At 65.3% G+C, this 23316-nt stretch carries 25 protein-coding genes and 1 pseudogene; 16 read left to right on the plus strand and 10 right to left on the minus strand.

The features are described 5' to 3' along the window. On the minus strand, positions 1 to 319 hold a 319-nt coding region (locus tag A5906_RS44960; protein ID WP_283807725.1), incomplete at its 3' end, for a M17 family peptidase N-terminal domain-containing protein. Positions 320 to 658: 339 nt separating this feature from the next. Between A5906_RS44960 and lptF the strand changes: the two genes are divergently transcribed. The 13 genes and pseudogenes from lptF (at position 659) to A5906_RS24925 (ending at position 12475) form a co-directional block, all read left to right on the plus strand. Next, positions 659 to 1828, plus strand: a complete 1170-nt coding sequence (gene lptF, locus A5906_RS24870; RefSeq protein WP_080137900.1) for an LPS export ABC transporter permease LptF — start codon at positions 659 to 661, stop codon at positions 1826 to 1828. Next, on the plus strand, positions 1825 to 2494 hold a 670-nt coding region (locus A5906_RS44965; RefSeq protein WP_245326889.1), incomplete at its 3' end, for an LptF/LptG family permease. The genes lptF and A5906_RS44965, both read left to right, overlap by 4 nt. Before the next feature lies 1 nt (position 2495). After that, positions 2496 to 2926 (plus strand): annotated as a pseudogene (locus A5906_RS44970) (LptF/LptG family permease); the annotation flags it as partial. Continuing rightward, positions 2926 to 5418 carry an LPS-assembly protein LptD gene (locus A5906_RS24880; protein WP_080137901.1) on the plus strand — a complete coding sequence of 831 codons (2493 nt, stop codon included), beginning with the start codon at positions 2926 to 2928 and terminating at the stop codon, positions 5416 to 5418. The pseudogene A5906_RS44970 and the gene A5906_RS24880, both read left to right, overlap by 1 nt. A gap of 69 nt (positions 5419 to 5487) precedes the next feature. Next, positions 5488 to 6423, plus strand: coding sequence for a peptidylprolyl isomerase family protein (locus A5906_RS24885; RefSeq protein WP_080137902.1), 936 nt, complete (start codon positions 5488 to 5490; stop codon positions 6421 to 6423). Next, entirely contained in the window at positions 6423 to 7448 is a 1026-nt protein-coding gene (gene pdxA, locus A5906_RS24890) for a 4-hydroxythreonine-4-phosphate dehydrogenase PdxA (protein ID WP_080137903.1), read from the plus strand. Before A5906_RS24885 ends, pdxA begins: the two co-directional genes overlap by 1 nt. After that, positions 7448 to 8305, plus strand: coding sequence for a 16S rRNA (adenine(1518)-N(6)/adenine(1519)-N(6))-dimethyltransferase RsmA (gene rsmA, locus A5906_RS24895; protein WP_080137904.1), 858 nt, complete (start codon positions 7448 to 7450; stop codon positions 8303 to 8305). The genes pdxA and rsmA overlap by 1 nt, the downstream gene beginning before the upstream one ends. 22 nt (positions 8306 to 8327) lie before the next feature. Then, complete coding sequence (locus A5906_RS24900; protein ID WP_080137905.1) at positions 8328 to 9386, plus strand: alcohol dehydrogenase; 1059 nt, start codon at positions 8328 to 8330, stop codon at positions 9384 to 9386. Positions 9387 to 9461: 75 nt separating this feature from the next. After that, positions 9462 to 9689: a hypothetical protein gene (locus tag A5906_RS24905; protein WP_080137906.1), complete on the plus strand. Its 228-nt coding sequence runs from the start codon at positions 9462 to 9464 to the stop codon at positions 9687 to 9689. 354 nt (positions 9690 to 10043) lie between these two features. Then, entirely contained in the window at positions 10044 to 10451 is a 408-nt protein-coding gene (locus A5906_RS24910) for a phosphonate metabolism protein PhnM (protein ID WP_080137907.1), read from the plus strand. Positions 10452 to 10677: 226 nt separating this feature from the next. Continuing rightward, positions 10678 to 10854 carry a hypothetical protein gene (locus tag A5906_RS43145; RefSeq protein ID WP_167523428.1) on the plus strand — a complete coding sequence of 59 codons (177 nt, stop codon included), beginning with the start codon at positions 10678 to 10680 and terminating at the stop codon, positions 10852 to 10854. 51 nt (positions 10855 to 10905) lie between these two features. Next, a complete protein-coding gene (locus A5906_RS24920; RefSeq protein WP_080137909.1) occupies positions 10906 to 11127 on the plus strand; it encodes a hypothetical protein in 222 nt (73 codons plus the stop codon). Between the two features lie 178 nt (positions 11128 to 11305). Further along, positions 11306 to 12475 (plus strand): hypothetical protein, encoded by a 1170-nt coding sequence (locus tag A5906_RS24925; protein WP_080137910.1) that lies wholly within the window; start codon positions 11306 to 11308, stop codon positions 12473 to 12475. Here A5906_RS24925 and gmk read toward each other — a convergent pair. From gmk to A5906_RS24970, 9 genes are all read right to left on the minus strand, one after another. Beyond that, the gene (gene gmk / locus A5906_RS24930; protein WP_080137911.1) at positions 12408 to 13067 is read right to left on the minus strand and encodes a guanylate kinase; all 660 of its coding nucleotides are present in this window, start codon (positions 13065 to 13067) and stop codon (positions 12408 to 12410) included. The two genes, A5906_RS24925 and gmk, sit on opposite strands and share 68 nt — an antisense overlap. Before the next feature lie 3 nt (positions 13068 to 13070). Next, on the minus strand, positions 13071 to 13958 hold the full coding sequence (locus A5906_RS24935; RefSeq protein WP_080137912.1) for a YicC/YloC family endoribonuclease: 888 nt from the start codon (positions 13956 to 13958) through the stop codon (positions 13071 to 13073). A gap of 114 nt (positions 13959 to 14072) precedes the next feature. After that, entirely contained in the window at positions 14073 to 15359 is a 1287-nt protein-coding gene (gene mltG / locus A5906_RS24940) for an endolytic transglycosylase MltG (protein WP_080137913.1), read from the minus strand. Between the two features lie 125 nt (positions 15360 to 15484). Continuing rightward, positions 15485 to 16750 (minus strand): beta-ketoacyl-ACP synthase II, encoded by a 1266-nt coding sequence (fabF, locus tag A5906_RS24945; protein WP_080138258.1) that lies wholly within the window; start codon positions 16748 to 16750, stop codon positions 15485 to 15487. Between the two features lie 109 nt (positions 16751 to 16859). Continuing rightward, positions 16860 to 17099, minus strand: coding sequence for an acyl carrier protein (locus A5906_RS24950; RefSeq protein WP_008130699.1), 240 nt, complete (start codon positions 17097 to 17099; stop codon positions 16860 to 16862). 313 nt (positions 17100 to 17412) lie between these two features. Next, a complete protein-coding gene (gene fabG / locus A5906_RS24955) occupies positions 17413 to 18150 on the minus strand; it encodes a 3-oxoacyl-[acyl-carrier-protein] reductase (protein ID WP_080138259.1) in 738 nt (245 codons plus the stop codon). 67 nt (positions 18151 to 18217) lie between these two features. Further along, positions 18218 to 19177, minus strand: coding sequence for an ACP S-malonyltransferase (fabD, locus tag A5906_RS24960; RefSeq protein WP_080137914.1), 960 nt, complete (start codon positions 19175 to 19177; stop codon positions 18218 to 18220). A 172-nt stretch (positions 19178 to 19349) separates the two neighbouring features. Then, positions 19350 to 20375 (minus strand): fatty acid desaturase family protein, encoded by a 1026-nt coding sequence (locus A5906_RS24965; RefSeq protein ID WP_080137915.1) that lies wholly within the window; start codon positions 20373 to 20375, stop codon positions 19350 to 19352. Between the two features lie 3 nt (positions 20376 to 20378). Beyond that, a complete protein-coding gene (locus A5906_RS24970) occupies positions 20379 to 21083 on the minus strand; it encodes a TetR/AcrR family transcriptional regulator C-terminal domain-containing protein (protein WP_080137916.1) in 705 nt (234 codons plus the stop codon). A gap of 345 nt (positions 21084 to 21428) precedes the next feature. On the opposite strand from A5906_RS24970, the gene rpsF reads away from it, so the two are divergent. From rpsF to A5906_RS24985, 3 genes are all read left to right on the plus strand, one after another. After that, entirely contained in the window at positions 21429 to 21926 is a 498-nt protein-coding gene (gene rpsF, locus A5906_RS24975) for a 30S ribosomal protein S6 (RefSeq protein WP_020607995.1), read from the plus strand. A 5-nt stretch (positions 21927 to 21931) separates the two neighbouring features. Continuing rightward, positions 21932 to 22171, plus strand: coding sequence for a 30S ribosomal protein S18 (gene rpsR, locus A5906_RS24980; RefSeq protein WP_007592020.1), 240 nt, complete (start codon positions 21932 to 21934; stop codon positions 22169 to 22171). Positions 22172 to 22302: 131 nt separating this feature from the next. After that, positions 22303 to 23277, plus strand: coding sequence for a YybS family protein (locus A5906_RS24985; protein ID WP_080137917.1), 975 nt, complete (start codon positions 22303 to 22305; stop codon positions 23275 to 23277). Positions 23278 to 23316 lie beyond the last annotated feature (39 nt).

A 23316-nucleotide genomic window follows, 5' to 3' on the forward strand; every position in this document is an offset into this window, starting at 1 on the left:
CGGTACCGGCCGTGAGCTTGCCCGCGGCCACGCCGCCGAACTTCAGGAAGTCGCTCGCCTTCAGACTCGCCGGCTTGCCGGCCCCGATCACCACCAGACGGGTGGCCTTCACGCCCTCCGGCGCCAGGATGTCCAGGACGGCCCCACTTTTACCTTTAAAGCCGGCGGCGGAGGCCGCCCGCTTCACGAGGTCGGCAGCGCTCCCGAGCGCCTTGGCCGTCGCAGGACCGAGCTTCAGGCCGTCGTCGCAGAACACGACCAGGATGCCACGGGCGGCAGCAGACAGTGGGACGAAGCCGACCTTGATGGCATCGGACATGGGTAACTCCTCGAAAACATTTCGCTTTCCTCCATCCAACGGTCCCGGCCACGTGGCCGGAGCTGAACGGCGATTCACTGAACCTTATCTACTATGGGCCACCGGCCCGGCAGATGCCAAGCACTGCCCGTGGCCGAGAGGCCACAAGCCCGAAATATTAACCATATATTGAAGGCGCCATGGGGCAGCCATTTTGTTGACGGATCAAAGGGATGGTAGTGAGAGAGTGAGCCGGCGGAAGCGGTGGCTGGCCAACCTTGGGGATCCCTTGATCGGGATGGTTGGACAGCCGGAGTTCCGGCCTGCAGTGGGGCTTTGGTGGGATTCGTGCGGTAGCGCATGGGGTCGATTGATAGGTATATTTTCCGCACGACGCTGGCGTCGTTTGCGCTCGTTCTGGTCAGCCTCACCGGCGTGATCTGGATTACGCAGGCGTTGCGCGGCATCGACCTGATGACGAGCCAGGGTCAGACCATCCTGACCTTCCTCGGCATCACCAGCCTCGTCATCCCGGCCCTGGTCCTGATCATCTCGCCGATCGCGCTGATGATCGCGATCTCGCACACGCTGAACAAGCTGGCGACCGATTCCGAGATCATCGTGATGAATGCCGCCGGCTTCTCGCCGTTCCGGCTGTTCTATCCGTTCTTCTACGCCACCTGCGTGGTCGCGTTGCTGGTCGCCTTCATTGCGGCCTATCTCGCCCCCGACGGCATGCGGCGCATCAAGCAGTGGGACGCCGAGATCACCGCCGACGTGCTCACCAACATCCTCCAGCCCGGCCGCTTCGCCCAGCTCGACAAGAACCTGACGATCCGGATCCGCGAGCGGCAGCCCGGCGGCATCCTGGCCGGCATCTTCATCGACGACCGCCGCGATGCGAACGAGCGCGTCTCGATCGTCGCCGAGCAGGGCGAGGTCGTGAAGAACGAGAACGGCTCGTTCCTGGTGCTGAAGGACGGCAATCTGCAGCGTTTCGAGACCGGCAAGCGCGATCCGGCGCTGGTGGCCTTCGGGCGCTACGGCTTCGACATGTCAAAGTTCGGCAATCAGGGCCGTGACGTCACCCTCGGTATCCGCGAGCGCTATCTCTGGGAGCTGTTCGCGCCGGCCGAGGACGATCCCGTCTACAAGCAGATTCCCGGGCAGTTCCGCTCGGCCCTGCATGACAGCCTGCTGGCGCCGGTCTATCCCTTCGCCTTCGCCGTGCTGACCTTCGCTTTCCTGGGGGCGCCTCGCACCACCCGCCAGAGCCGCAACTTCTCGATCGGCTCCTCGATCCTCGCAGTGTTCGGCCTGCGCATGGCCGGCTTCGCCTGCTCGGTGATGGCGGTGAAGTCGCCGGGCGCGGTGCTCGTTCAATATGCGATGGTCGCGGGCGCCATCGGCATCGGGCTGTGGATGATCGTCGGCGGCATCGTGGTTGAACCGCCGCCCGGCCTCGTGGAGGCCATCAACAGATCGAATGCGCGCATCGCGCGGCTGTTCGGACGGCCGGTCACCGCATGAGCATGCTCACCAACACCCTCGGGCGTTATTTCGCCGGACGCTTCGTCGTCGCGGCGCTCGGCGTGTTCGCGAGCATCTTCCTGCTGCTGGTGCTTGTCGACTACATCGAGATGGTGCGCAAGACCTCTGGCCTCGCATCCGCCTCCGCGATCATGGTGGCCGAGACCTCGCTGTTCCGGGTGCCGCAGCTTTTGGAGAAGCTGACGCCGTTCTGCATGCTGATCGGCGCCATGACCTGCTATCTCGCCCTCTCCCGCCGGCTCGAGCTCGTGGTCGCGCGCGCCGCGGGCATCTCGGCCTGGCAGTTCATCTCGCCGGCGCTCGGCAGCGCGCTCCTGATCGGGGTCATCGCCACCGTCGCCTACAATCCGATGTCGGCGAACTTGCGCGAGCTCTCCAAGCGCATGGAGGCCGAGCTGTTCGGCTCGGCGCCCGGCGGCGGCATCCAGGATGCCTCCGGCTTCTGGCTCAATCAGGTGACGAGCGATGGCCAGACCATCATCAACGCGGCGCGCAGCGAGCAGCAGGGCGTCAGGCTCACCGGACTCACACTGTTCCGGTTTGACACAAAGCAGCACTTCCAGGAGCGGGTCGAGGCGCGCGAGGCGACGCTCGAGGCCGGCCATTGGCTGTTCAAGGGCGTGCGTCGTTTCTCGCTCGATTCCCNCCCCGCCGGTCGATCAGGCCAGCCTGGAGATCCCGACGACGCTGACCGAGGCGCAGGTCCGTAACAGCTTTTCCACACCCGAGACTGTGTCCTTTTGGCAACTACCGAGCTACATCAGCTCTTCCGAAAGCTCGGGCTTCGCGACAGCCGGCTATCGACTCCAGTATCACAAGCTTCTGGCACAGCCGTTTTTGCTGGCCGCCATGGTGATGCTCGCGGCCTCGGTGTCGTTGCGCTTCTTCCGGATGGGCGGCGTGCAGAAGATGGTTTTGAGTGGCGTGGGCGCAGGCTTTCTGCTCTACGTTCTGTCGAAAGTGACTGAAGACTTGAGCAAGGCTGAGTTGATGCATCCGATCGCTGCGGCGTGGTTGCCCGTGGTGGTGGGCGGCCTGACCGGCTTTTTGGCCTTGTTGTATCAGGAGGACGGTTAGTGACTGCCGTCCGTCGAGGGCTCGTGTCTCGTTTGACGCGGCGTACCGTGGTGCGCGCGAACGGGGGCGGCTTGTCCGTTGGCAGGCTCCTGCTGGCCGTCATTACGGCTGCCTCGCTCGGCGGGCTGATGGACGCTGCCCTCGTGGCTCCCGCCTCTGCCCAGACCTTCACCTACAATCCGCTGCCGCCGCGCCCCAAGCCGCCGAAGGTCGCCAACGACAACCAGATGCTGGTTCAGGCGACCGAGGTCGATTACGACTACAACAATTCGCGCGTCTCCGCGGTCGGTAACGTCCAGCTGTTCTACAACGGCACCAGTGTCGAGGCCGACAGGGTCATCTACGACCAGAAGACCAAGCGGCTCCACGCCGAAGGCAACATCCGCATGACGGATGCCGACGGCAAGATCACTTACGCCGAGATCATGGATCTCTCCGACGACTACCGCGACGGTTTCGTCGATTCGCTGCGCGTGGACACCGCCGATCAGACGCGCATGGCCGCGAGCCGCGCCGACCGATCCAGCGGCAACTACACTGTGTTCGAGAACGGCGTCTACACAGCCTGCGCGCCGTGTAAGGACGATCCGAAGAAGCCGCCGCTGTGGCAGGTCAAGGGTGCCCGCATCATCCACGACCAGCAGGAGAAGATGCTGTACTTCGAGACGGCGCAGCTCGAGTTCTTCGGCGTGCCGCTCGCCTACATGCCGTATTTCTCGACGCCCGATCCGACCGTGAAGCGCAAGAGCGGCTTCCTGATGCCGGGCTACTTCCCCGGCACCTCGGCCACCGGCGTCGGCGCCGAAGCTCCCTATTATTGGGCGATCGCGCCCGACATGGACGCGACCATCACGCCGCGCTTCATGTCGCGGCAAGGCGCGCTGCTGCAGGGCGAATTCCGCCAGCGCCTGATCGACGGCGCCTACCAGATCCGCGCCTACGGCATCTACCAGCTCGACCCCGGGGCATTTGCCGGGCTGCCCGGCGACCGCCAGTTCCGCGGCGGCGTCGACACCAAGGGCCAGTTCGCGCTGAACGACAAATGGGTCTGGGGCTGGGAAGGCGTCCTGCTGTCCGACTACTACTTCTTCTCGGACTATCGTCTCGCGCAATACCGCGATCCGCTCGGCTCGTTCCTGAACCTGCCGACCGACGCGCTATCGCAGCTCTATCTGACCGGCGTCGGCAACCGCAGCTTCTTCGACGCACGCACGATGTACTGGCTGAGCTACTCGGGCAACCAGGACAAGGTCCCGGTCGTCTATCCCGTGATCGACTACTCGAACGTGCTCAACTATCCGGTCTTCGGCGGCGAGTTCAGCTACAAGACCAATTTCGTGAACCTGTCGCGTGAGAACGCGGTGTTCGATCCGATCACGACGCTCGCCAACACCAGCAGCCTGTGCACCATCGCCTCGGCCGATCCGCTCGCGCGCACGCCGTCGCAGTGCCTGCTGCGCGGCTTCCCCGGCACCTACACCCGCCTCACCGCCGAAGCGCAATGGCGCAAGTCCTTCACCGACCCGCTCGGCCAGATCTGGACGCCGTTCGCCAGCGTGCGCGCTGACGCGATCAACTCGTCGGTCTCCAATCAGCCGGGCGTGTCGAACTATCTGCCGGTCGGCGACACCCAGGCATTCCGCCTGATGCCGACCGTCGGCCTCGAATACCGCTATCCCTTCATCAACGTTCAGCCGTGGGGCTCGACCACTGTCGAGCCGATCGCGCAGATCATCATCCGCCCGAACGAGACCTATGCCGGCAAGCTCCCGAACGAGGATGCGCAGAGCATGGTGTTCGACGCCTCGAACCTGTTCAACGTCGACAAGTTCTCCGGCTACGACCGCGTCGAAGGCGGCGGCCGCGCCAATGTCGGCGTGCAGTCCACCACGCAGTTCGACAGAGGCGGCGCCGTCAAGGTGCTGTTCGGTCAGTCCTACCAGCTGTTCGGCTTGAATTCCTTCGCGGTCCAGGACTCCATCAACACGGGCCTGGATTCCGGCCTCGACAAGCCGCGCTCGGATTACGTGGCAAGCGCCAGCTACTCGCCCAACCGCACCTACACCTTCAGCGTCCGCTCCCGCATGGACGAGCAAACCTGGAACTTGCAGCGCTTCGAGGCCGAAGGCCGCGCCAATTTCGATCGCTGGTCGATCAGCATGCTCTACGGCAACTACGCGCCGCAGCCGGAGCTCGGCTATCTGACGCGCCGGGAGGGCATCCTGACCTCGGGCTCGCTGAAGGTTGCGACCAACTGGGTGGTGACGGGATCGGCGCGCTGGGACCTCGAGGCCAACAAGATCAACCAGTATGTGCTCGGCGCCGGTTATGTCGACGATTGCTTCGTGCTGGCGGCGAACTATGTAACCTCGTACAGCTACTCCGCGGGCTCGACCCCGCCCGTGCTGAGCCACGCGTTCATGTTCCAGTTCGGACTGCGCACGCTGGCGACCTCGTCGACGAGCAGCAGTTCCGCCGGCGGCTTCCAGTGAACGGTTTGAAGTGACGGCCGCGCGGTCCCTGATCGCAGGTTCACCGCGGCTGACATGCGAGCGACAACCATGACCATTCCATTGCCTGCCTTCCGCGTCCTCCTCGCCATCAGTGCCGGGCTGATCCTGACCGGCTTGCCCGCGCCGTCGCGCGCGCAGAACATCGTCGTCATGGTCAACGGCGATCCGATCACCGATTTCGACATCGAGCAGCGCTCCAAGCTCGATCAGCTGACCACGCAGAAGGTCCCGAGCCGGCAGGAGGTCATCAACGAGCTGATCGACGACAAGGTGAAGATCAAGGAAGGCAAGAAGTACGGCGTCGATCCGGGCGTCTCCGACATCAACCAGTCCTTCGAAGGCATGGCGCAGCGCATGCGCATCACGCCGGACCAGCTGACCAAGTCCCTGGAGTCCAAGGGTGTCCGCCCGGAAACCCTGAAGGGCCGCATGAAAGCCGAGATGGTCTGGACCAGCCTCGTGCGCGGCCGCTACAAGGAGAAGCTGATGGTCGGCGAGCGCGACGTCGCGCAGGCCGTGCAGGCCCAGACCGGCGACAAGCTCCAGATCGAGGGCACCGAATACAAGATGCAGCCGATCGTGCTGATCGTGCCGCGCGGCTCGTCCCCGTCCTTCCAGGAGACGCGAATGAAGGAAGCCGAGCAATATCGCTCGCGCGTCGGGAGCTGCGAGGAAGCCAATTCGCTGTTCCGCTCGACCCCGAACGCCACCATCCGCGAGAGCGTCACCAAGACGACCGCGGAGCTGCCCGAGGCGCTGCGCAAGGTGCTCGACGACACGCCAATCGGCCATCTGACCGCGCCGGAGGTGACCAAAGCGGGCATCGAGATGGTCGTGCTGTGCTCGCGTAAGCCGACCATGATCGACACGCCGAAGAAGCGCGAGGTCCGCGAGAAGATGTACCAGGAGAAGTACGAGAAGACCCAGAAGGCCTATCTCGACGAGCTCCGCAAGGCGGCGATGATCGAATATCGCAACCGCTGATGGCCGACCACGCAGCAAAACCCCTCGCCCTGACCCTGGGAGAGCCCGCCGGCATCGGTCCCGACATCACGATTGCGGCCTGGCTCCGGCGCCGCGAGCTGAACCTGCCCGCCTTTTATCTCCTTGGCGACGACGCCTTCGTCGCGCGGCGCGCCAAGGTCATAGGTAAGGCGCTCGGCGCCGATATCCGGATCGCCCCGGTGAGTGCCAGCGAGGCCGTGGCCACCTTCGCCGAGGCCCTGCCCGTGGTCGCGACCAGAGAGCGCGCGACGGCCGAGCCCGGCAAGCCCGACGCCACCAGTGCAACGGCAGCGCTCGCCTCGATCCGCCAGGCGGTCGATGATGTACGCAAGGGGCACGCCAGCGCCGTCGTCACCAATCCGATCGCCAAGAGCGTGCTCTACCGCGCCGGCTTCCGCCATCCCGGCCACACCGAATTCCTCGCCGAGCTGGCGGCCGAGGGCGGTCCCGTGCCGCAGCCGGTGATGATGCTGTGGTCGCCGCGGCTTGCCGTGGTGCCGGTGACCATCCATGTCTCCTTGCGCGAGGCGCTGAGCCAGCTCACCAGCGAATTGATCGTCTCGACCGTGCGCATCGTCGCGGCTGAGCTGACATCCCGCTTCGGCATCGCGCGGCCGCGCATCGCGATCTCCGGCCTCAACCCGCATGCCGGCGAAGACGGCTCGCTCGGCCATGAGGAGCAGACGGTGATTGCGCCGGCGCTCAAGGTTCTGCGCAACGGCGGCATCGAGGCGAAGGGACCCCTGCCCGCCGACACCATGTTCCACGAAGCCGCACGCAACCTCTATGACTGTGCGGTCTGCATGTATCACGACCAGGCCCTGATCCCGATCAAGACGGTTGCGTTCGACGACGCAGTCAACGTCACGCTCGGCCTGCCCTTCATCCGCACCTCGCCCGATCACGGCACCGCCTTCGACATCGCTGGCACCGCCAGGGCCAATCCGGCCAGCCTGATCGCGGCGCTGCAGCTTGCGAGCCGCATGGCGGCTGCGAAAACCTGATGAGTGCGATCGACGACCTCCCGCCGCTGCGCGAGGTCATTCGCCAGCACGCGCTGTCGGCTCGCAAATCGCTCGGCCAGAATTTCCTGCTCGATCTCAATCTCACCGCGCGCATCGCACGCGCGGCCGCGCCGCTCGACGATTCCACCATCGTCGAGATCGGCCCGGGCCCGGGCGGGCTGACGCGCGCCTTGCTCGCGCTCGGCGCCAAACGCGTCATCGCCATCGAGCATGACGAGCGCGCGATCCCGGCGCTCCAGGATATTTCCGCGCGCTATCCCGGCCGGCTCGAGATCGTGCACGGCGATGCCATGACGTTCGACCCGCGCCCGCTCCTCGCGGACGAACGCGCAAAGATCGTCGCCAATCTGCCCTACAACATCGCGACCCAGCTTCTCATCAACTGGCTCACGATCGAACCCTGGCCGCCCTGGTACGACATGATGGTGCTGATGTTCCAGCGCGAGGTCGGCGAGCGCATCGTCGCGCGCGAGGACGAGGAGGCCTATGGCCGGCTCGGCGTGCTCGCCAACTGGCGCTGCGAAACCAGGATCCTGTTCGACATTTCGCCGTCCGCCTTCGTGCCGCCGCCGAAGGTCACCTCCTCGGTCGTGCGCCTTAAGCCGCGTGCCGAACCGCTACCCTGCGATCGCAGGCTGCTCGAGCAGGTCGCCGCCGCCGCCTTCGGCCAGCGCCGCAAGATGCTGCGGCAAAGCCTGAAATCGCTGGGCGTCGATCCCGCGCGACTTGCCGCGGCTGCCGGCGTCGACCCGACACGGCGCGCCGAGACCATCCCGATTGCAGGCTTTGTTGCCATGGCCCGTGAATTGGCGGATATACGCAGCGAAGCTGGATAACAAGAATTTCGGAGGAAGGAATATGGCGTTGATGCGTCGGCAGTCCCTTGTCAAGTTCGATGCGCCGCTTTGCGAGACCATCGTCGACACGCCGAAGCCGCAGGGACGCGAGGTGCTGGTGCGCATCGAGCGCTGCGGCCTCTGCCATTCCGACCTGCATATCCAGGACGGCTACGCCGATCTCGGCGGCGGCAAGAAGCTCGACACCACGCGCGGCATGACGCTGCCCTTCACGCTCGGCCACGAGATCGCGGGCGTCGTGGACGAGGTCGGCCCTGACGTTCCCGCGGGCCTCGTCGGCGCGAAGAAGGCGGTCTTTCCCTGGATCGGTTGCGGCCAGTGCCGCGACTGCGCCAATGGCGACGAGAACCTCTGCGCCAAGCAGCGCTTCCTCGGCGTCTCCATCGACGGCGGTTTTGCCACCCATGTGCTGGTGCCCGACGCAAAATACCTGCTCGACTACGATCCCCTCCCCGTCAACCAGGCCGCGACCCTGATGTGCTCGGGCGTCACCGCCTACGGCGCGCTCAAGCGACTGGTCGACCGTCCGCGCCAGCGCAATCTGCTGCTGATCGGCCTCGGCGGCGTCGGCATGATGGGCCTGTCGTTCGCGCAGGCGATGTTCAAGCAGCCGATCACAGTCGCCGACCTCTCGCCGGCCGCGCGCGAGACCGCACTGAAGAACGGCGCGGCTGTCGCCTACGATCCGTCCGAGCCCGACGTGATCAAGCGCATCCTGAAAGAGACCGAGGGCGGCTTCGACGAGGTGGTCGATTTCGCCGGTAACGAGAAGTCGATGGGCTTTGCGGTGGCGGTCGCTGCGCGCGGCGGCAAGGTGGTGGTCTCCGGCCTGATGGGCGGCCAGTTCACACTGCCGATGGTGCAATGGGTCTACAAGCGCCTGACCGTCGAAGGCTTCATGGTGGGCACGCTCCCGGAAGGCCACGAGTTGATGGCGCTCGCCCGTGCCGGCAAGATCAAGCCGACGCCGATGCGCGAGGAGCCAATGGGCGACGTGCAGAAATGGATCGACGAGCTGCGCGCCGGCAAGGTTGTCGGCCGCATCGTGCTGAAGAACTAGGAACCAGGCACTTCCTCCGGCGAGATCGAAGGTCTCGCCGCAGGAACGCCGACGCCCGCGCTGCGTTGGCAGCACATGTCCATTCGCTGCACCGTCGAGAGCGCATTCTTCATCGCCTGGAGCTTCCTGGAGGCAAGCGACGAGCTCGGCCCCCCGGACGAGACGGCCAACGTCATTCTTGATGCGATCGAAGCGCAACTCAGGAATGGCGAGCGTCGGCAGTTGATGCTCGCGAACCGGGCGATCGACGCCTGGCGCGCGCACGCAGGGAGCCGGCTGCCGGACCGAGCCCGCGTCGGATAACGAGCGGCAGCCAAGTCCCCCGCCCCGCCGGCTCGGCGACGCCCGAACCAGTACGGGCCGTCGGCCGCCGACCCGGCCGCCCCATTTGGGCATCAGCCGTCGCGCTTGCGAATGTAAGGTCCCGCCTTCGGCCTTCACGCCTTCATGTGCCGGAGGAACGGGATCCGGCGGCAGCCGGACCGCCGGTCCGCAAGACAGACCAGGCGATCGCGAGCCCGGCCTGCCGGATTCCACAGTGATTTCGTGTGTCTTGCGGCCAAAGCTTGCCGCCGGGAAAACCACTATTGCATCGGCCCGTGAATGGCCGTTCAATGGCGTTTTGGGTCGGCGCTACATTGTTTTCTGGTTTTTTGAATGCGAACTTTTGTCATTATTCTGGGCATCTGGCTGCTGATCAACGTCCTCTTCGTCGTCGTCATGATGCCGCCGCGCAAGCCGCAGAAGGCGGACCGTCCGCGATCATCGGTCGGCCTCGCCCCGGCGGCCATCGAGCCCAACGCCTATCCTTTCGACGAGGACGAGAAGGTCTCGCTTCGCCATACCATCATCGCCATTGCGATGGGCACGCTGTTCTCGCTGACGCCGCCATTGCTCCAAGCAGTCGACGACATCAAGCGCCTGGTCAGCAAGTACTGCAAGTCCGGACCGCCGCCCCCAGCGGGAGGCGGCGAACCAACGCAGGAGATGGAAGACCTCCGTACGCACGAGGAGCGCACGGCCGGCGGATCCTCACCCGATGATCGGAACGCGCAGAAGCGCTAGTACTCGGATTCTCTTCGCAGATTAGACTTCAGGCGGGACGTTGGAACGTCGCGCGCCTCCTGTGCGTTGGCCTTTCATCAAGGCGGTGACCGATCAGGAGCCGATAACAAGACAGGCGCCGCCTGTTCCGAAAAACACGCAGAACAAGCGGAAGCGGGCGCGTGGGATGAGAAATCACGCATGGGGGTGGAAGACGCATGGGGGGTGGAAGAAAGGAGACACGAGCTTGGCCAACCTCGGCAAGTGGTACGATCCCATCTCCGAGCGCTGGATCGCACCGCGCGAACCGCGCCAGCAGACAACAGCATCTCAAGCAAACGAGAACCACGTTCTGGAGTTCGAGAGGACGGTCGAAGTCCAGCGCATCTGGCGAGCGCTTGTCGATTGCTGTGCACGAGACTGACGGTCTCGTGCGCACCGGCGGAGAACTAGCCGCCGCACGCCCTGACGCCGCATGACCGATCCCGCATCATACGCAAAACCGGTCGCCATCGCGATCCGATATTTCGCGATCGTCGTCGGCTGCGGCTGCCTGCTGCTCACCGCCGCCTGCTTCGCGATCGCATGCCAGGTCTTCATTCAGACCGGCGTGTTTGCGCGGTCCTATGCCATGGTGGGGCTCATCAGTGCAGTACTGGGGTATCTGGCGCTGATGCTGGCACGTGCGTGGAGGTAAATGGGAACCTGGACCTCAGCTGAGCAATAACGCGAAAAGGCTGGCGGCGCGGTGGAACGAGTGCGCCGCAGGCCCAATTCAAGCCACATCCTCTCCGGATTTGCGGCTCATTGCCACCCAACTCTTTGACGAGAAAGGGATGGTTAAGAGTTGCGTTGTGCGTAACCGGGAGACCAGGATGGGCAACCGAACCGCGAAATTCGTATCTGCGCTTGTTGGCAGCATCATTGCCGGCGCGCCCCTCGCCGCCGTCTCGCAGAACGCGCCGGGCGCATCGAGCACCGCCGGTAGCGCGGGTGACTGCCTCGCCTCGCCGAAGGGTTCCGCGCCGCAGGGGCAGCACTGGCACTACCGGGTCGAGCGCGGAACCAAGCGGCAATGCTGGTACCTGCGCGCCGAAGGCAGCAAGGAGAGTGCGAAGCCCGTGCAGACTGCGCAGGCCACGAGCGATACGCCGGCGACAGATTTGCCGTCGCCGGCACCACAGCAGCACGCAGCTACCGATGCACGCGCCGAATATCTGACACCTCGGAGCGCTGCCGCCATCAAGACGCCGGCCCCGGTTGCGCAAGCCGCGACACAGCCGCAACAATCCGCGGACCAGACCGCGACGAGCGATGCGCAGCAGCCCGCAAGCGCCGCACCCTGGCCCGATGTCGCCGCTACGTCCAACCCACCCGCGCCGGAGCCGGCACCGGCCGCGCAGGCGAGCGCAAAGCCGTCAAAATCCTCGCTGCCCATGGCACTTGCGGCAGCAGACAGCAGCGCCGACAAGCCGACCGGCTCGCTCCAGATGCTGCTGCTCGTCGTCGGCGGCGCGCTGGCGCTTGCCGGCATCCTCGCCAGCGTCATCTACCGCTTCGCCGGTGCACGCGTCCGCGCAAGCAACCACCGCCGCGTGAATTGGGACGATCGTGAGCCGCAACAGCAGGACCGTGCGCCGTGGCTCAATGCGATGCCCGCCACACCGCGCGCGCGGCAGCCGCGCCCGATCGACTTCGATGCCGTGCGTCCGCAGGCCGCGCACCTTGCCGCGATCGACCACGAGATCGACGTGATCGAAGCGCACGAACCGCCGGCCGCCGCCGAAGCCGCGCAGCATGGTGCGGACGAAATCCCGGTGTTCGACAGGGAGTTCGAGATCGCGACCCGTGCGCCCCGACTGGCCGCGAACGAGGCCGCTGAACAACATGACGACCGCAATCGGGATGCTGTCGACATCGATATCATCACGACGATGCTGGAACGGCTGCTGAATGAAGGGCCGCGGCTGTCGCCGGCTAGCCCTGAAGCTGAGCTTGCAGCCCTCGCACAAAGCCGACGAGGCCAGTCCGCCGCTCGCGCTTGAGGCGTTCGGCCTTCAGGATCGATTGCACCTCGGCAAAGGCCTCATCGACGTTGTGGTTGATGACGATGTAGTCGTACTCGGCCCAGTGGCTCATCTCGTGGCTGGCGCGGCTCATGCGCTTGCGGATCACCTCGTCGGAATCCTGCGCGCGCGAGTGCAGTCGCTTCTCGAGATCTGCCGCCGACGGCGGCAGGATGAAGACGCGAACCACGTCGACGCTCGCCTTCTGGTGCAGTTGCTGCGTGCCCTGCCAGTCGATGTCGAAAAGCACGTCCTGCCCGGCCGACAGTGCCGCCTCCACTGGAGCACGCGGCGTCCCGTAGAGATTGTCAAATACGGTGGCCCATTCGAGCAGTTCGCCCTGTTCCACCATCGTCTCGAATTTGGGCTTGCTGACGAAGAAATAGTCGCGCCCCTCGACCTCTCCCGGCCGCATCTGACGCGTGGTCGCCGACACCGACATTTTCAGGCCGGGCTCTCGCTCGAGCAGCATCCGCGACAGCGTTGTCTTGCCCGCGCCCGACGGCGAGGACAGCACGAACATCAATCCACGCCGCTCGACACCGTCAGTTCCGTGACCGCCCGTCGTCATCGATCACTCCAGATTCTGGACCTGCTCGCGGAACTGCTCGACCACGTTCTTCATGGCGAGTCCCGTGTTGGTCAGCTCGATGTCGTTCGACTTCGAGCAGCAGGTGTTGACCTCGCGGTGAAATTCCTGCGCGAGGAAGTCGAGCTTGCGCCCGATCGGGCCGCCCTTGCCGATCAGCTCGCGCGCCTGCGCGATGTGCGAGGCGATACGGTCGAGCTCCTCGCGGATGTCGGCCTTGGTCGCGATCAGGATCGCCTCCTGCATCAGGCGATCGGAATCGAAACGGTCGGACGTCTCGAGCAGGGTTGCGATCTGCTCGGCGAGCCTCGCCTTGATCGCCTCAGGCTTGCGGCCGGGCGAGCCTTCCGCCTTCTTCGCCAGCTGCTCGATCTCGTCGACCCGCTGGGTCAGGATCTGTCCGAGCGAAGTCCCCTCGCGCTTGCGCATCGCGACGAGCTCGTCGAGCGCCTTGTCGAAGGCTTCCGCGGCAGCGGCACGGGCCGCCTTGTCCTCCTCCTCGTCGCCCTCGGGTTCGGCGACCTCGACGACGCCCTTGATGGCGAGCAGGCCGTCGATGCTGGGCGCCACGGCGTCGACCTTGCCGGAGATCAGCGCGGCGGCCTTCAGCACCGCGTTGAGCACGTCCTCGTTGACGCGGACCGTGGCGGCCGCATTGGTGCGCTTGACGTTGAGATTGGCGTAGACCGTGCCGCGCGAGAGCAACTCGCCGGCGCGCTTCTTGGCATGGGCCTCGAGTTCGTCGAACCCTTGCGGCAGCCGCACCCTGAGGTCAAAGCCCTTGGCGTTGACCGACTTCAATTCCCATTCAAAGGTGTACGGCCCGCTCGCGCCGTGGCTTCGGGCAAAGCCGGTCATGGACGACAGCGCCATCAGGTCAGATTCTCCAGGAACAAAAGGATTCGCGAGGCATCAAGCCACGCGAATCTTAAGACTATTTTGCCGGAAAGTGGAATCCGCAAAGTCCCGTAGGCAGGTCTGCACTGCCTAGCGCTGGACCACAGGCGGCGAGGACTGCACCGCGCCCTGCCGGGCCGGAGGCGCGGGATTGGCTGGATTGGCCGGGCGCACCGCCGGCGGCTTTTTCTGCTGGTTGGGGCGCGCCGGCGTGGTCGCGGTCGGCGCGTCGCCAGCGCCGGGCGCGGCGGCGGCCGGGGGCTGCGCATCCTCGGCCGGCTCGACCGTGTCGTTCTGGATCTGCTTCTCCATCGCGCGCAGCTTGGCGACGTTCTTCTGGTGCGCGTCGTAGGTCTCGGTGAAGGCATGCCCGCCGGTGCCGTCGGCGACGAAATAGAGGTCGCGGGTGCGGGCCGGGTTGGCGGCGGCTTCGAGCGAGGCGCGGCCGGGATTGGAGATCGGGCCCGGCGGCAGGCCCTCGATCACATAGGTGTTGTAGGGCGAGGGCTGCGTGATCTCGCTGCGCTTGATCGGACGGCCCAGCGTGCCCTTGCCGCCGACGAGACCGTAGATGATCGTGGGATCAGACTGCAGCTTGATCCTCTGCTTCAGGCGATTGGCGAACACCGCCGCGACGCGGCTGCGCTCGTCGGGCTTGCCGGTCTCCTTCTCGACGATCGAGGCCAGCGTCACCAGCTGCTCAGGAGTCTTGACCGGAACGTCCTGGCTGCGCCGTTCCCAGATCTCCGCCAGCACGCGCTTGTGCGCCTGCTGCATGCGCTGGATCACCTGGTCGCGCGGAGTGCCACGCGGGAATTTGTAGGTCTCGGGCAGCAGCGTGCCTTCGCGCGGCAGCTCGCGCACGCTGCCGGTGAAGATGTCGTTGTCGGACAGCCGCGCCACGATCTGCTCTGAGGTCAGGCCTTCCGGTATCGTGACCGCATGCTGCACCACCTTGCCCTCGACGATGGTGGCGATGACGTCGCGCAGCGACGCGTTCTTCTGGAACGCGTATTCACCCGGCTTGAGGTCCGAGCTCGCCTTCAGCGCCGCAACGCTGGCGATGAACACCCATGGATTGACGTCGGTGACGCCTTCCTTGTTCAACGTCTCGGCGATGTCGCGCTTGCCGGCACGCTGCGGGATGTTGACGATCTTGTCTTCCCTCAGCGGCCCGGGTGCTTCCAACACCTGCCGGCCGTAATAATACACCCCGCCTGCGCCGAGCATGGCGATCAGCAGCAGGGTGATGATGGCGTTGCCGACGACCACGAAGGGGTTGCGCGCGCGCTCCGATCGCTTCGGCGGCGGCGGAACCTGCTCGGGCTCGAGCGCTGCCCGCGGACTCCGGGGCGAAATGGGCGGCCTTTCACTCATCGAAGCAACCTGAATCCTGCCGGTTCAATCGCGGCCTGACAATCGCTTGCCCTGCCAAATGCACGCGCCCACTTCTATGACTATCGCCGAATACGGCAAAACGGTGGATTCGTTTCAAACACAAACTAGCTGGCCAAACGCCGGACGATCACCGACGCATTGGTGCCGCCAAAACCAAAAGAGTTCGACAAGGCGACATTGACCTCACGCTTCTTCGCCGTATGCGGCACCAGATCGATCGCCGTCTCGACCGACGGATTGTCGAGGTTGATGGTCGGCGGCACGACATTATCGCGAATCGCGAGAACCGCGAAAATCGCCTCGATCGCGCCGGCCGCGCCGAGGAGATGGCCGGTCGACGACTTGGTCGACGACATCGCAACCCTGGAGGCGGCATTGCCGAGCAGACGCTCGACCGCGCCGAGCTCGATCTCGTCGCCGAGCGGCGTCGAGGTGCCGTGCGCATTGATGTAGTCGAGATCGGACGGCGTCAGGCCGGCACGCTTCAGCGCCGCCGACATGCTGCGGAAACCGCCATCGCCGTCGGGCGACGGCGACGTGATGTGATAGGCATCGCCCGACAGGCCGTAGCCGATCACCTCGGCGTAGATCTTGGCACCGCGGCGCTTGGCGTGATCGAGCTCCTCGAGCACCAGGACTCCGGCGCCCTCGCCCATGACAAAACCGTCGCGGTCCTTGTCGTAGGGACGCGAGGCTTTCTCGGGAGTCTCGTTGAAGCCGGTCGAGAGTGCGCGCGCGGCATTGAAGCCGGCAATGCCGATGCGGCTGATGGGCGATTCGGCGCCGCCGGCGACCATGACGTCGGCATCGCCGAGGGCGATCAGGCGGGCGGCATCGCCGACCGCATGCGCGCCGGTCGAGCAGGCCGTGACCACCGAATGGTTCGGTCCCTTCAGCCCGTGCGCGATCGAGACGTAGCCGGAGGCGAGATTGATCAGGCGACCCGGAATGAAGAACGGCGAGACCCGGCGCGGTCCGCGCTCCTTCAGCAGGATCGCGGTGTCGGCGATGCCGTTGAGGCCGCCAATGCCCGACCCGATCATGGTGCCGGTCGCGCACTTGTCCTCTTCGGATTCGGGATGCCAGTTGGCATCGTCGAGCGCCTGGCCTGCGGCGGCCATGGCGAAGATGATGAAGTCGTCGACCTTGCGCTGGTCCTTCGGCTCCATCCACTTGTCGGGATTGAAGGTGTCGTTGCTGCCGTCGCCGCGCACGACGGTGCAGGCGTATTTGGTCTGAAGATCGGAGACATCGAAGCTCTCGATCCTGCGCGCACCGCTTTCGCCGCTGAGGATGCGTTTCCAGGTCGGCTCGACGCCGCAGCCGAGTGGCGACACCATCCCGAGACCAGTGACGACAACCCGCCTCATATCCGAAAACTCCGCATCGAAAGATTCACGGCCAATAACAAGAAACCGGCTGGCCGCTGCGAAGCGGCCCATCCGGTTTCAATTGTTGTCCCCGCGAAAATGAAGAGCCTTAGCTCTTCGCGTTCTTCTCGAGAAACTTCGTGGCGTCGCCGACGGTGAGAATCGTTTCCGCAGCGTCGTCCGGAATCTCGCAACCGAATTCTTCTTCGAACGCCATCACCAGCTCGACGGTGTCCAGACTGTCGGCGCCGAGGTCGTCGATGAAGCTCGCAGCGTCGACAACCTTCTCGGGCTCAACACCAAGGTGTTCGACCACGATCTTCTTAACCCGCTCGCCAATGTCACTCATTGCTTAACCTCGTGTTGTTCCCTGTAGACCCGACCCCCCGGGACGATACGAGCCGTCGTGGTCGTGTTACTTGCCTTTGCTTACGAACTTTAGATTTGGCCCCATCTCAACCGATGCAGGGCCCGGCGAACGACGGCCAAGGCACCGCATCGCCAATATACAGGGTTTCAAAAACCTGCAATGGCGTTCTTTGCCCATCCGTTGAAGGTCCGGTTATCATACTTCAATTGCCTTGACTACAAGCCTCATTTCGCTCCGGAAACGGCCGTTTGCCGCATCCGCACCGGCCATGTGGGCGGTGCGCAATGAGGCGTCAGATCATGGCCATGCCGCCATTGACGTGGATGGTCTGGCCGGTGACATAGGCCGCTTCGTTCGAACTCAGGTAGACGGCAGCCGCCGCAATGTCCTCGGGCGTGCCCAGGCGGGCGGCCGGAACCTTGGTCAGGATCGTCTCGCGCTGCTTGTCGTTCAGCGCATCGGTCATCGGCGTCTTGATGAAGCCGGGCGCGATGCAATTCGCGGTCACGCCGCGCTTGGCGTATTCGGCACCCAGCGTCTTGATCATGCCGATCAGGCCCGCCTTGGATGCAGTATAATTGCCCTGCCCGGGATTGCCGGTGACGCCGACCACCGAGGTGATCGCGATGATGCGGCCGAAGCGCTTGCGCATCATCAATTTGGTGGCGGCGCGCGCCAGGCGGAAGGTCGCGGTCAGATTGACGTTGATGACCTCCTCCCAGTCCTCGTCGCGGAGCTGGACGAAGAGATTGTCGCGTGTGATGCCGGCGTTGGCGACGAGAATGTCGACCTGGCCCATCGCCGCTTCCGCGGCGGGCACCAGCGCCTCGACCTCGTCGGCCTTGGACAGATTGCAGGGCAGCACGTGAACGCGCTCGCCGAGCTTGCCGGCAAGCTCGTCCAGCACCTCTTTGCGCGTTCCCGAGATAGCGATGGTGGCACCCTGCGCATGCAGCGCCTGCGCGATTGCGCCGCCGATGCCACCGGTCGCGCCGGTGACGAGCGCCTTTCGGCCAGTCAGATCGAACATCGAAAACTCCTCCAAAGCACGATCCGGAAACGTGTGCAGCGGTTTTCCGGACAGATCGTGCGCAAACTTAGGCCTGCTTCGCAGCGGCCAATGCATCCTTGGCGGCGGCAATGTCGTTCGGCCCGCCCACGGCGACACCGACGGCACCGTCAGCGATACGCTTGACGAGTCCCGTCAGCACCTTGCCGGCACCGATTTCGAAGAAGCGGGTCACGCCCTGCCCAGCCATATAGGCAACCGACTCGCGCCAGCGCACCGTGCCGGTGACCTGCTCGATCAGGCGGCGGCGGATCTCGTCGGGATCGGTGATGGCGCTCGCCAGCACGTTCGACACCAGGGGAGCGGCCGGCGCCTTGATCGTGACCTTCGCCAGCGCATCGGCCATTGCGTCGGCGGCAGGCTGCATTAATTTGCAATGGAACGGCGCGGACACCGGCAGCAGCATGGCGCGCTTGGCGCCCTTGGTCTTGGCAATCTCGACGGCGCGATCGACCGCCGCCTTGTCGCCGGAGACCACCACCTGCCCGCCGCCATTGTCATTGGCGGCCTGGCAGACCTGCCCCTGCGCCGCCTCGCCAGCGACCTCCATGGCGGCCTCGTAATCGAGGCCGAGCAGCGCGGCCATCGCGCCGGCGCCGACCGGCACGGCCTTTTGCATTGCGAGACCGCGGGTGCGAAGCAACCGCGCGGTGTCCGAGATGGTCAGGCTGCCGGCCGCGGCCAGCGCCGAATATTCACCGAGCGAGTGGCCGGCGACGAAGGCCGCGTCCCGCCCCACGGAAAAACCGGCTTCTGCCTCCAGCACGCGCAGGGTGGCGACGGAAACCGCCATGAGCGCCGGCTGGGCGTTTTCGGTGAGCTGGAGGGTCTCGGCCGGACCATCCCAGATGGTGGCCGTCAGCTTCTCTCCAAGCGCGGCATCGACCTCGTCGAACACGGTCCGCGCCACCGGAAAAGCGTCAGCCAGGGCCTTGCCCATGCCGACCGCCTGGGACCCCTGCCCCGGAAATGTGAATGCTGCCGTCATCGGCGCTCCCCTGGATCGCTCGAGCCGTTGTATCGAGAACCGGCAGCCGACTACGTCCGGCCCAAGCCTTGGTTCCCGATCACGCTCCAAAGGGGGCCGTAGACACTGTCCAAGGCCGTAATGTCAAGCCAGGACGGGGAACCCGAGGCGGCCTTCGACCGGAGACGCCCCGTCAAAATCCGCCCGCCTTCTGATCGGCACCGACCTCGGCACCGGCTCGCGCGCGGCGCGCACTGCTCGCCAGTTGGCCCGGCCGGTCGTCACGGTTCGGCTTGGCCGTGGCAAGCCGCAGCACCGCCGCGTAACTCGGCTGCACTTCCATGCGGCCGGCATGCCGGCTCGCGCTCAGCAGGCGATGCACCTTCGGCAGATTGTAGCAGGGCACGTAGAACAGCAGATGATGCTCGAGGTGGTAGTTCACGTAATACGGCGCGATGAACAGCCGCTCGAGAAAGCTGGCGTGGGTCGTACGGGTATTGCGGAGGGGATCGCTGCTGTCAGGGACGACAGCATGCTCGGCGATGTTGCGGATGCGGGTGATGACCATCATCCAGGTGAGCAGCGGCACCAGCCATAGCAGCGGATAGGCCCACCATACGCCGGCCGCGGCCAGCGCAGCGAACATCGCGGCGTTGACGATGCATTGCGGGCCGAGCTTGTCCCAGAAATGCGCCAGCCGCCGCCGCCACGACCAGTCCATCGGCCCGAGCGCATTGAGCAGTTGCGCCTTGCGCTGCTGGTAACCGGTCTGCCCGGTGATGTCGCGAATGAACTTGCGGCGATAGCTCAGCTTCGTGATCGGAAACGGCGCGGACAGCACCAGATCAGGATCGTCTTCCTGCTGGGTGCGCGCGTGATGCTGCAGATGATAGCGGCGATAGGCGCGCGTCTCCGCGAAGATGGGATAGGCACAGAACCATTGGCTCAGCGTCAGATTGATCTTCTCGTCGGCGGACAGGCAGCCATGCGCGCCGTCATGCATCAGGATCGCAAGGCCAAGCTGGCGCGAGCCGATGATGGCCACGGCGAGAACATAGGTGATTGGATTGGGCCACCACGCCACCAATGCGACCGCGCCAATGATGAGTGCCCAGGCATGCGCGATCAGCCCGACGCCTTTCCACGTCACGCGCTGACGCACATCGGCCAGTTGGTCCTCGGTCAGGAAATCACGGGCACGCATGCGTAGCGCGGTCATGGCCTAGCTCTCCTCGTTCGAAGGGGGCGATGTGTCGCGGTCGTCGACGAGGCGCAGGCGCGCGGCCTCGCCGGTGGACTTCGCCTGCTCGCCGAGCACACGCAGCATCTCGGCGCAGAGCTCATCCGGCGAGCGGCCCATGGCATAGCCTTCCAGGACAACGCCGATGGCGATGGCCCAGAAGCGGCGCGAGCTCTCGTCGGGCGCGCGCAGGGAGCGCCAGCCGTGGCGCGCTACCTGGCCGGCATAGGCCCGCGTGCCCTCGGCGTGCAGGCGCTCGATGGTGCGCTCGACCAGCGGCGCCAAATCCTGGCGCCGGCGTGTCAGGGTGAGCGCCTCCGCGAAGAAGGCGACCGAATCACTCGCCGTTACCGTCTCGGCCAGCGCATGGGTGTATTCGCGCGGCGTGCGCGCCTTCAGCGCGGCCTGCTCGGTCGCACGTGCCAGGTACAGGAGGTCGCGGCAGGCGCATTCGACGAACAGCGCCTCCTTGGTGCGGAAATAATAGGTGATCTGGCTCGGGAAGGCGTTCGCGGCGGCCGCGATGTCGGTGATCGCCGTGCCCGACAGTCCCCGCTCCCGAAACAGCGGGCTCGCCGCATCCAGCAGCAGCGAGCGCATCTTGCGGCCGGCCGAGCGCGTGGCACGCGCCGCGTGCTTGGGATCGCCAGCCGCCTCGAACGGCTCATGGACCGACTTTTCCGCCATGGGTTCTCTTGTTCCGACTATTTGTATGTCATACAAACAAAAAGATCAAGGTCGAAGTGGTATGGGAGAACCAGTCCCGGGCCGGGCACCGGCGACGATCGGGGCCGAAACTTGGCCTCCAAACCTTGCAAAGCGGCCCAAAATCCGTATAAGGCGCGCATCCGCAGACCCCGGCCGGGAGCTGAACGGACGGTCTCAGCAAACTCATTCGTGATTTTGGTGTGGCAGGGCCAGTCGGCCCGTCGTCCCGTGTTTCCGCCTTCTGAGCTTAATCCCAGAGTCCTTTCCGAAGGCCTCTTAAGGGCTTGACGCCGGGCGATGCGCCAACATGAGGAAAGGACCACCATGGCTCTCTATGAGCATGTTTTTCTCGCGCGTCAGGACGCGAGCCCGCAGCAGGTCGAAGAGCTGACTGCGCAGATGACCGGGATCGTCGAAGGTCTCGGGGGCAAGGTCACCAAGACCGAGAACTGGGGCGTTCGCTCCCTCACCTACCGCATGAATAAGAACCGCAAGGCGCACTTCGTGCTGCTCAACATCGACGCGCCGTCCGCGGCGATCGCCGAGATCGAGCGCCAGGAGCGCATCAGCGAAGACGTGATCCGCTATCTCAGCGTCCGCGTCGAGGAGCTCGAGGAGGGCCCGTCCGCGATGATGCGCAAGGCCGACCGCGATCGCGAGCGTGACGATCGTGGCGGCGGCTTCCGCGGCGAGCGTGAAGGTGGCTTCCGTGGCGACCGCGAGGGCGGTTTCCGTGGCGGCGATCGCGACGGCGGCTTCCGCGGTGATCGCGGCCCGCGTCGTCCGCGCGAAGAAGCTGAAACCACGACGGATGGGGAGTAAGATCAATGGCTGAAGCTGGTGCACGCCGTCCGTTTTTCCGTCGTCGCAAGAGCTGCCCGTTCACGGGCGCCAATGCTCCGAAGATCGACTACAAGGACTCCAAGCTGCTGATGCGTTACGTCTCCGAGCGCGGCAAGATCGTGCCGAGCCGCATCACCGCGGTGTCCGCGAAGAAGCAGCGTGAGCTCGCCCGCGCCATCAAGCGCGCGCGGTTCCTGGGCCTCCTGCCCTACGTCATTCGCTGATACGACCAATCGGCCGGCGGTCGTTGAACCGCCGGTCGTAACTTTTTTGAACTCATAAGGCTTCCGGGTCGTCCGGTCGCCGATGGTTGGGGCGAGACGCCTCTAACCGCTCGAAGGGAGCGGGACAGCTGATGATGGCCTTTGGACTGATAGCCCTGATCGCCGGCGCTGCGTCGGCCCTGATGTTCGCCTCGATCGTCTCGGGCGCGCTGATCTCGCTCGTCCTGTTTTATCTCGCACCGCTACCCTTGATGGTCGCCTCGATCGGCTGGGGACCGCTCTGCGCGAGCCTTGGCGGCATCAGCGCTGCGATCGGCCTCGGCGCCCTGTTCGGCCTACCCTACTGCATCGCTTTCGCCGTCACCGTCGCGCTGCCGGCCTGGTGGCTCGGCCACCTCGTGCTGCTCAGCCGGCACGACGGCTCCGTCGCGCCAGGCGCTTCCGCCACCGAACCGGCGGCCGAGCTCGAATGGTATCCGGTTGGACGATTGCTGCTGTGGATCGCGGGCTTCGCCACGCTGACCACGATCGCAGCCCTGCTCACGCTCGGCACCGACGCCGAGACCATCACCGGAACGTTGCAGCGCGGCCTGATGCGCATCCTTCGCGCTACCGATCCGCAGACCTCCGGCGAAGCCAGCCAGTTCGTCGACGCGCTGGTGCGCATCGCACCGGCCGCGGCGACCATCGTCGCGATGATGACGCTGACGCTCAACCTCTGGCTCAGCGCCAAGGTGACGGCGACATCGGGCCGGCTGCGCCGTCCCTGGCCGGATCTGATGACGGCGGAGCTGCCGCCGATGACGCTGGTGGCGCTGTGCATCGCGCTCGCCTTCTGCTTCACCGGCGGGCTGCTCGCGATCGTCGCGCAGATCACTACGGCGGCGCTGATGATGGGCTACGCGCTCGCCGGCTTTGCCGTGCTGCATACGCTGACGCTGGCGCTGAAGAGCCGCACGTTCTGGCTCGGCTCGACCTATGCCGTCGTGGTCGTGTTCGGATGGCCCGTCATCGCGATGGTGATCCTCGGTCTTGCGGACGCCGTGTTCGGCTTCCGCGAGCGCTTTTTGCGCAACCGGCAGCCGCCGCCGCTGCCGACCTCTTGAGTTCAACCCGAAAACTGAAACCCACAGCACTTCAAAGGA

It is taken from the genome of Bradyrhizobium sacchari (assembly GCF_002068095.1).
Taxonomy (GTDB): Bacteria; Pseudomonadota; Alphaproteobacteria; order Rhizobiales; family Xanthobacteraceae; genus Bradyrhizobium; species Bradyrhizobium sacchari.

What these genes read in the sequence shown, in the direction of transcription:
- rsmA (WP_080137904.1), top strand. Translation starts at nt 7,448, where the DNA reads ATGAGTGCGATCGACGACCTCCCGCCGCTGCGCGAGGTCATTCGCCAG.
- A5906_RS24950 (WP_008130699.1), bottom strand. Translation starts at nt 17,099, where the DNA reads ATGAGTGACATTGGCGAGCGGGTTAAGAAGATCGTGGTCGAACACCTT.
- A5906_RS24965 (WP_080137915.1), bottom strand. Translation starts at nt 20,375, where the DNA reads ATGACCGCGCTACGCATGCGTGCCCGTGATTTCCTGACCGAGGACCAA.
- gmk (WP_080137911.1), bottom strand. Translation starts at nt 13,067, where the DNA reads ATGACGACGGGCGGTCACGGAACTGACGGTGTCGAGCGGCGTGGATTG.
- rpsR (WP_007592020.1), top strand. Translation starts at nt 21,932, where the DNA reads ATGGCTGAAGCTGGTGCACGCCGTCCGTTTTTCCGTCGTCGCAAGAGC.
- lptF (WP_080137900.1), top strand. Translation starts at nt 659, where the DNA reads ATGGGGTCGATTGATAGGTATATTTTCCGCACGACGCTGGCGTCGTTT.
- fabF (WP_080138258.1), bottom strand. Translation starts at nt 16,750, where the DNA reads ATGAGGCGGGTTGTCGTCACTGGTCTCGGGATGGTGTCGCCACTCGGC.
- mltG (WP_080137913.1), bottom strand. Translation starts at nt 15,359, where the DNA reads ATGAGTGAAAGGCCGCCCATTTCGCCCCGGAGTCCGCGGGCAGCGCTC.
- A5906_RS24910 (WP_080137907.1), top strand. Translation starts at nt 10,044, where the DNA reads ATGCGAACTTTTGTCATTATTCTGGGCATCTGGCTGCTGATCAACGTC.
- A5906_RS24935 (WP_080137912.1), bottom strand. Translation starts at nt 13,958, where the DNA reads ATGGCGCTGTCGTCCATGACCGGCTTTGCCCGAAGCCACGGCGCGAGC.
- A5906_RS24985 (WP_080137917.1), top strand. Translation starts at nt 22,303, where the DNA reads ATGATGGCCTTTGGACTGATAGCCCTGATCGCCGGCGCTGCGTCGGCC.
- A5906_RS24905 (WP_080137906.1), top strand. Translation starts at nt 9,462, where the DNA reads ATGTCCATTCGCTGCACCGTCGAGAGCGCATTCTTCATCGCCTGGAGC.
- pdxA (WP_080137903.1), top strand. Translation starts at nt 6,423, where the DNA reads ATGGCCGACCACGCAGCAAAACCCCTCGCCCTGACCCTGGGAGAGCCC.
- rpsF (WP_020607995.1), top strand. Translation starts at nt 21,429, where the DNA reads ATGGCTCTCTATGAGCATGTTTTTCTCGCGCGTCAGGACGCGAGCCCG.
- A5906_RS24900 (WP_080137905.1), top strand. Translation starts at nt 8,328, where the DNA reads ATGGCGTTGATGCGTCGGCAGTCCCTTGTCAAGTTCGATGCGCCGCTT.
- A5906_RS24885 (WP_080137902.1), top strand. Translation starts at nt 5,488, where the DNA reads ATGACCATTCCATTGCCTGCCTTCCGCGTCCTCCTCGCCATCAGTGCC.
- A5906_RS24920 (WP_080137909.1), top strand. Translation starts at nt 10,906, where the DNA reads ATGACCGATCCCGCATCATACGCAAAACCGGTCGCCATCGCGATCCGA.
- A5906_RS24925 (WP_080137910.1), top strand. Translation starts at nt 11,306, where the DNA reads ATGGGCAACCGAACCGCGAAATTCGTATCTGCGCTTGTTGGCAGCATC.
- fabD (WP_080137914.1), bottom strand. Translation starts at nt 19,177, where the DNA reads ATGACGGCAGCATTCACATTTCCGGGGCAGGGGTCCCAGGCGGTCGGC.
- A5906_RS24970 (WP_080137916.1), bottom strand. Translation starts at nt 21,083, where the DNA reads ATGGCGGAAAAGTCGGTCCATGAGCCGTTCGAGGCGGCTGGCGATCCC.
- fabG (WP_080138259.1), bottom strand. Translation starts at nt 18,150, where the DNA reads ATGTTCGATCTGACTGGCCGAAAGGCGCTCGTCACCGGCGCGACCGGT.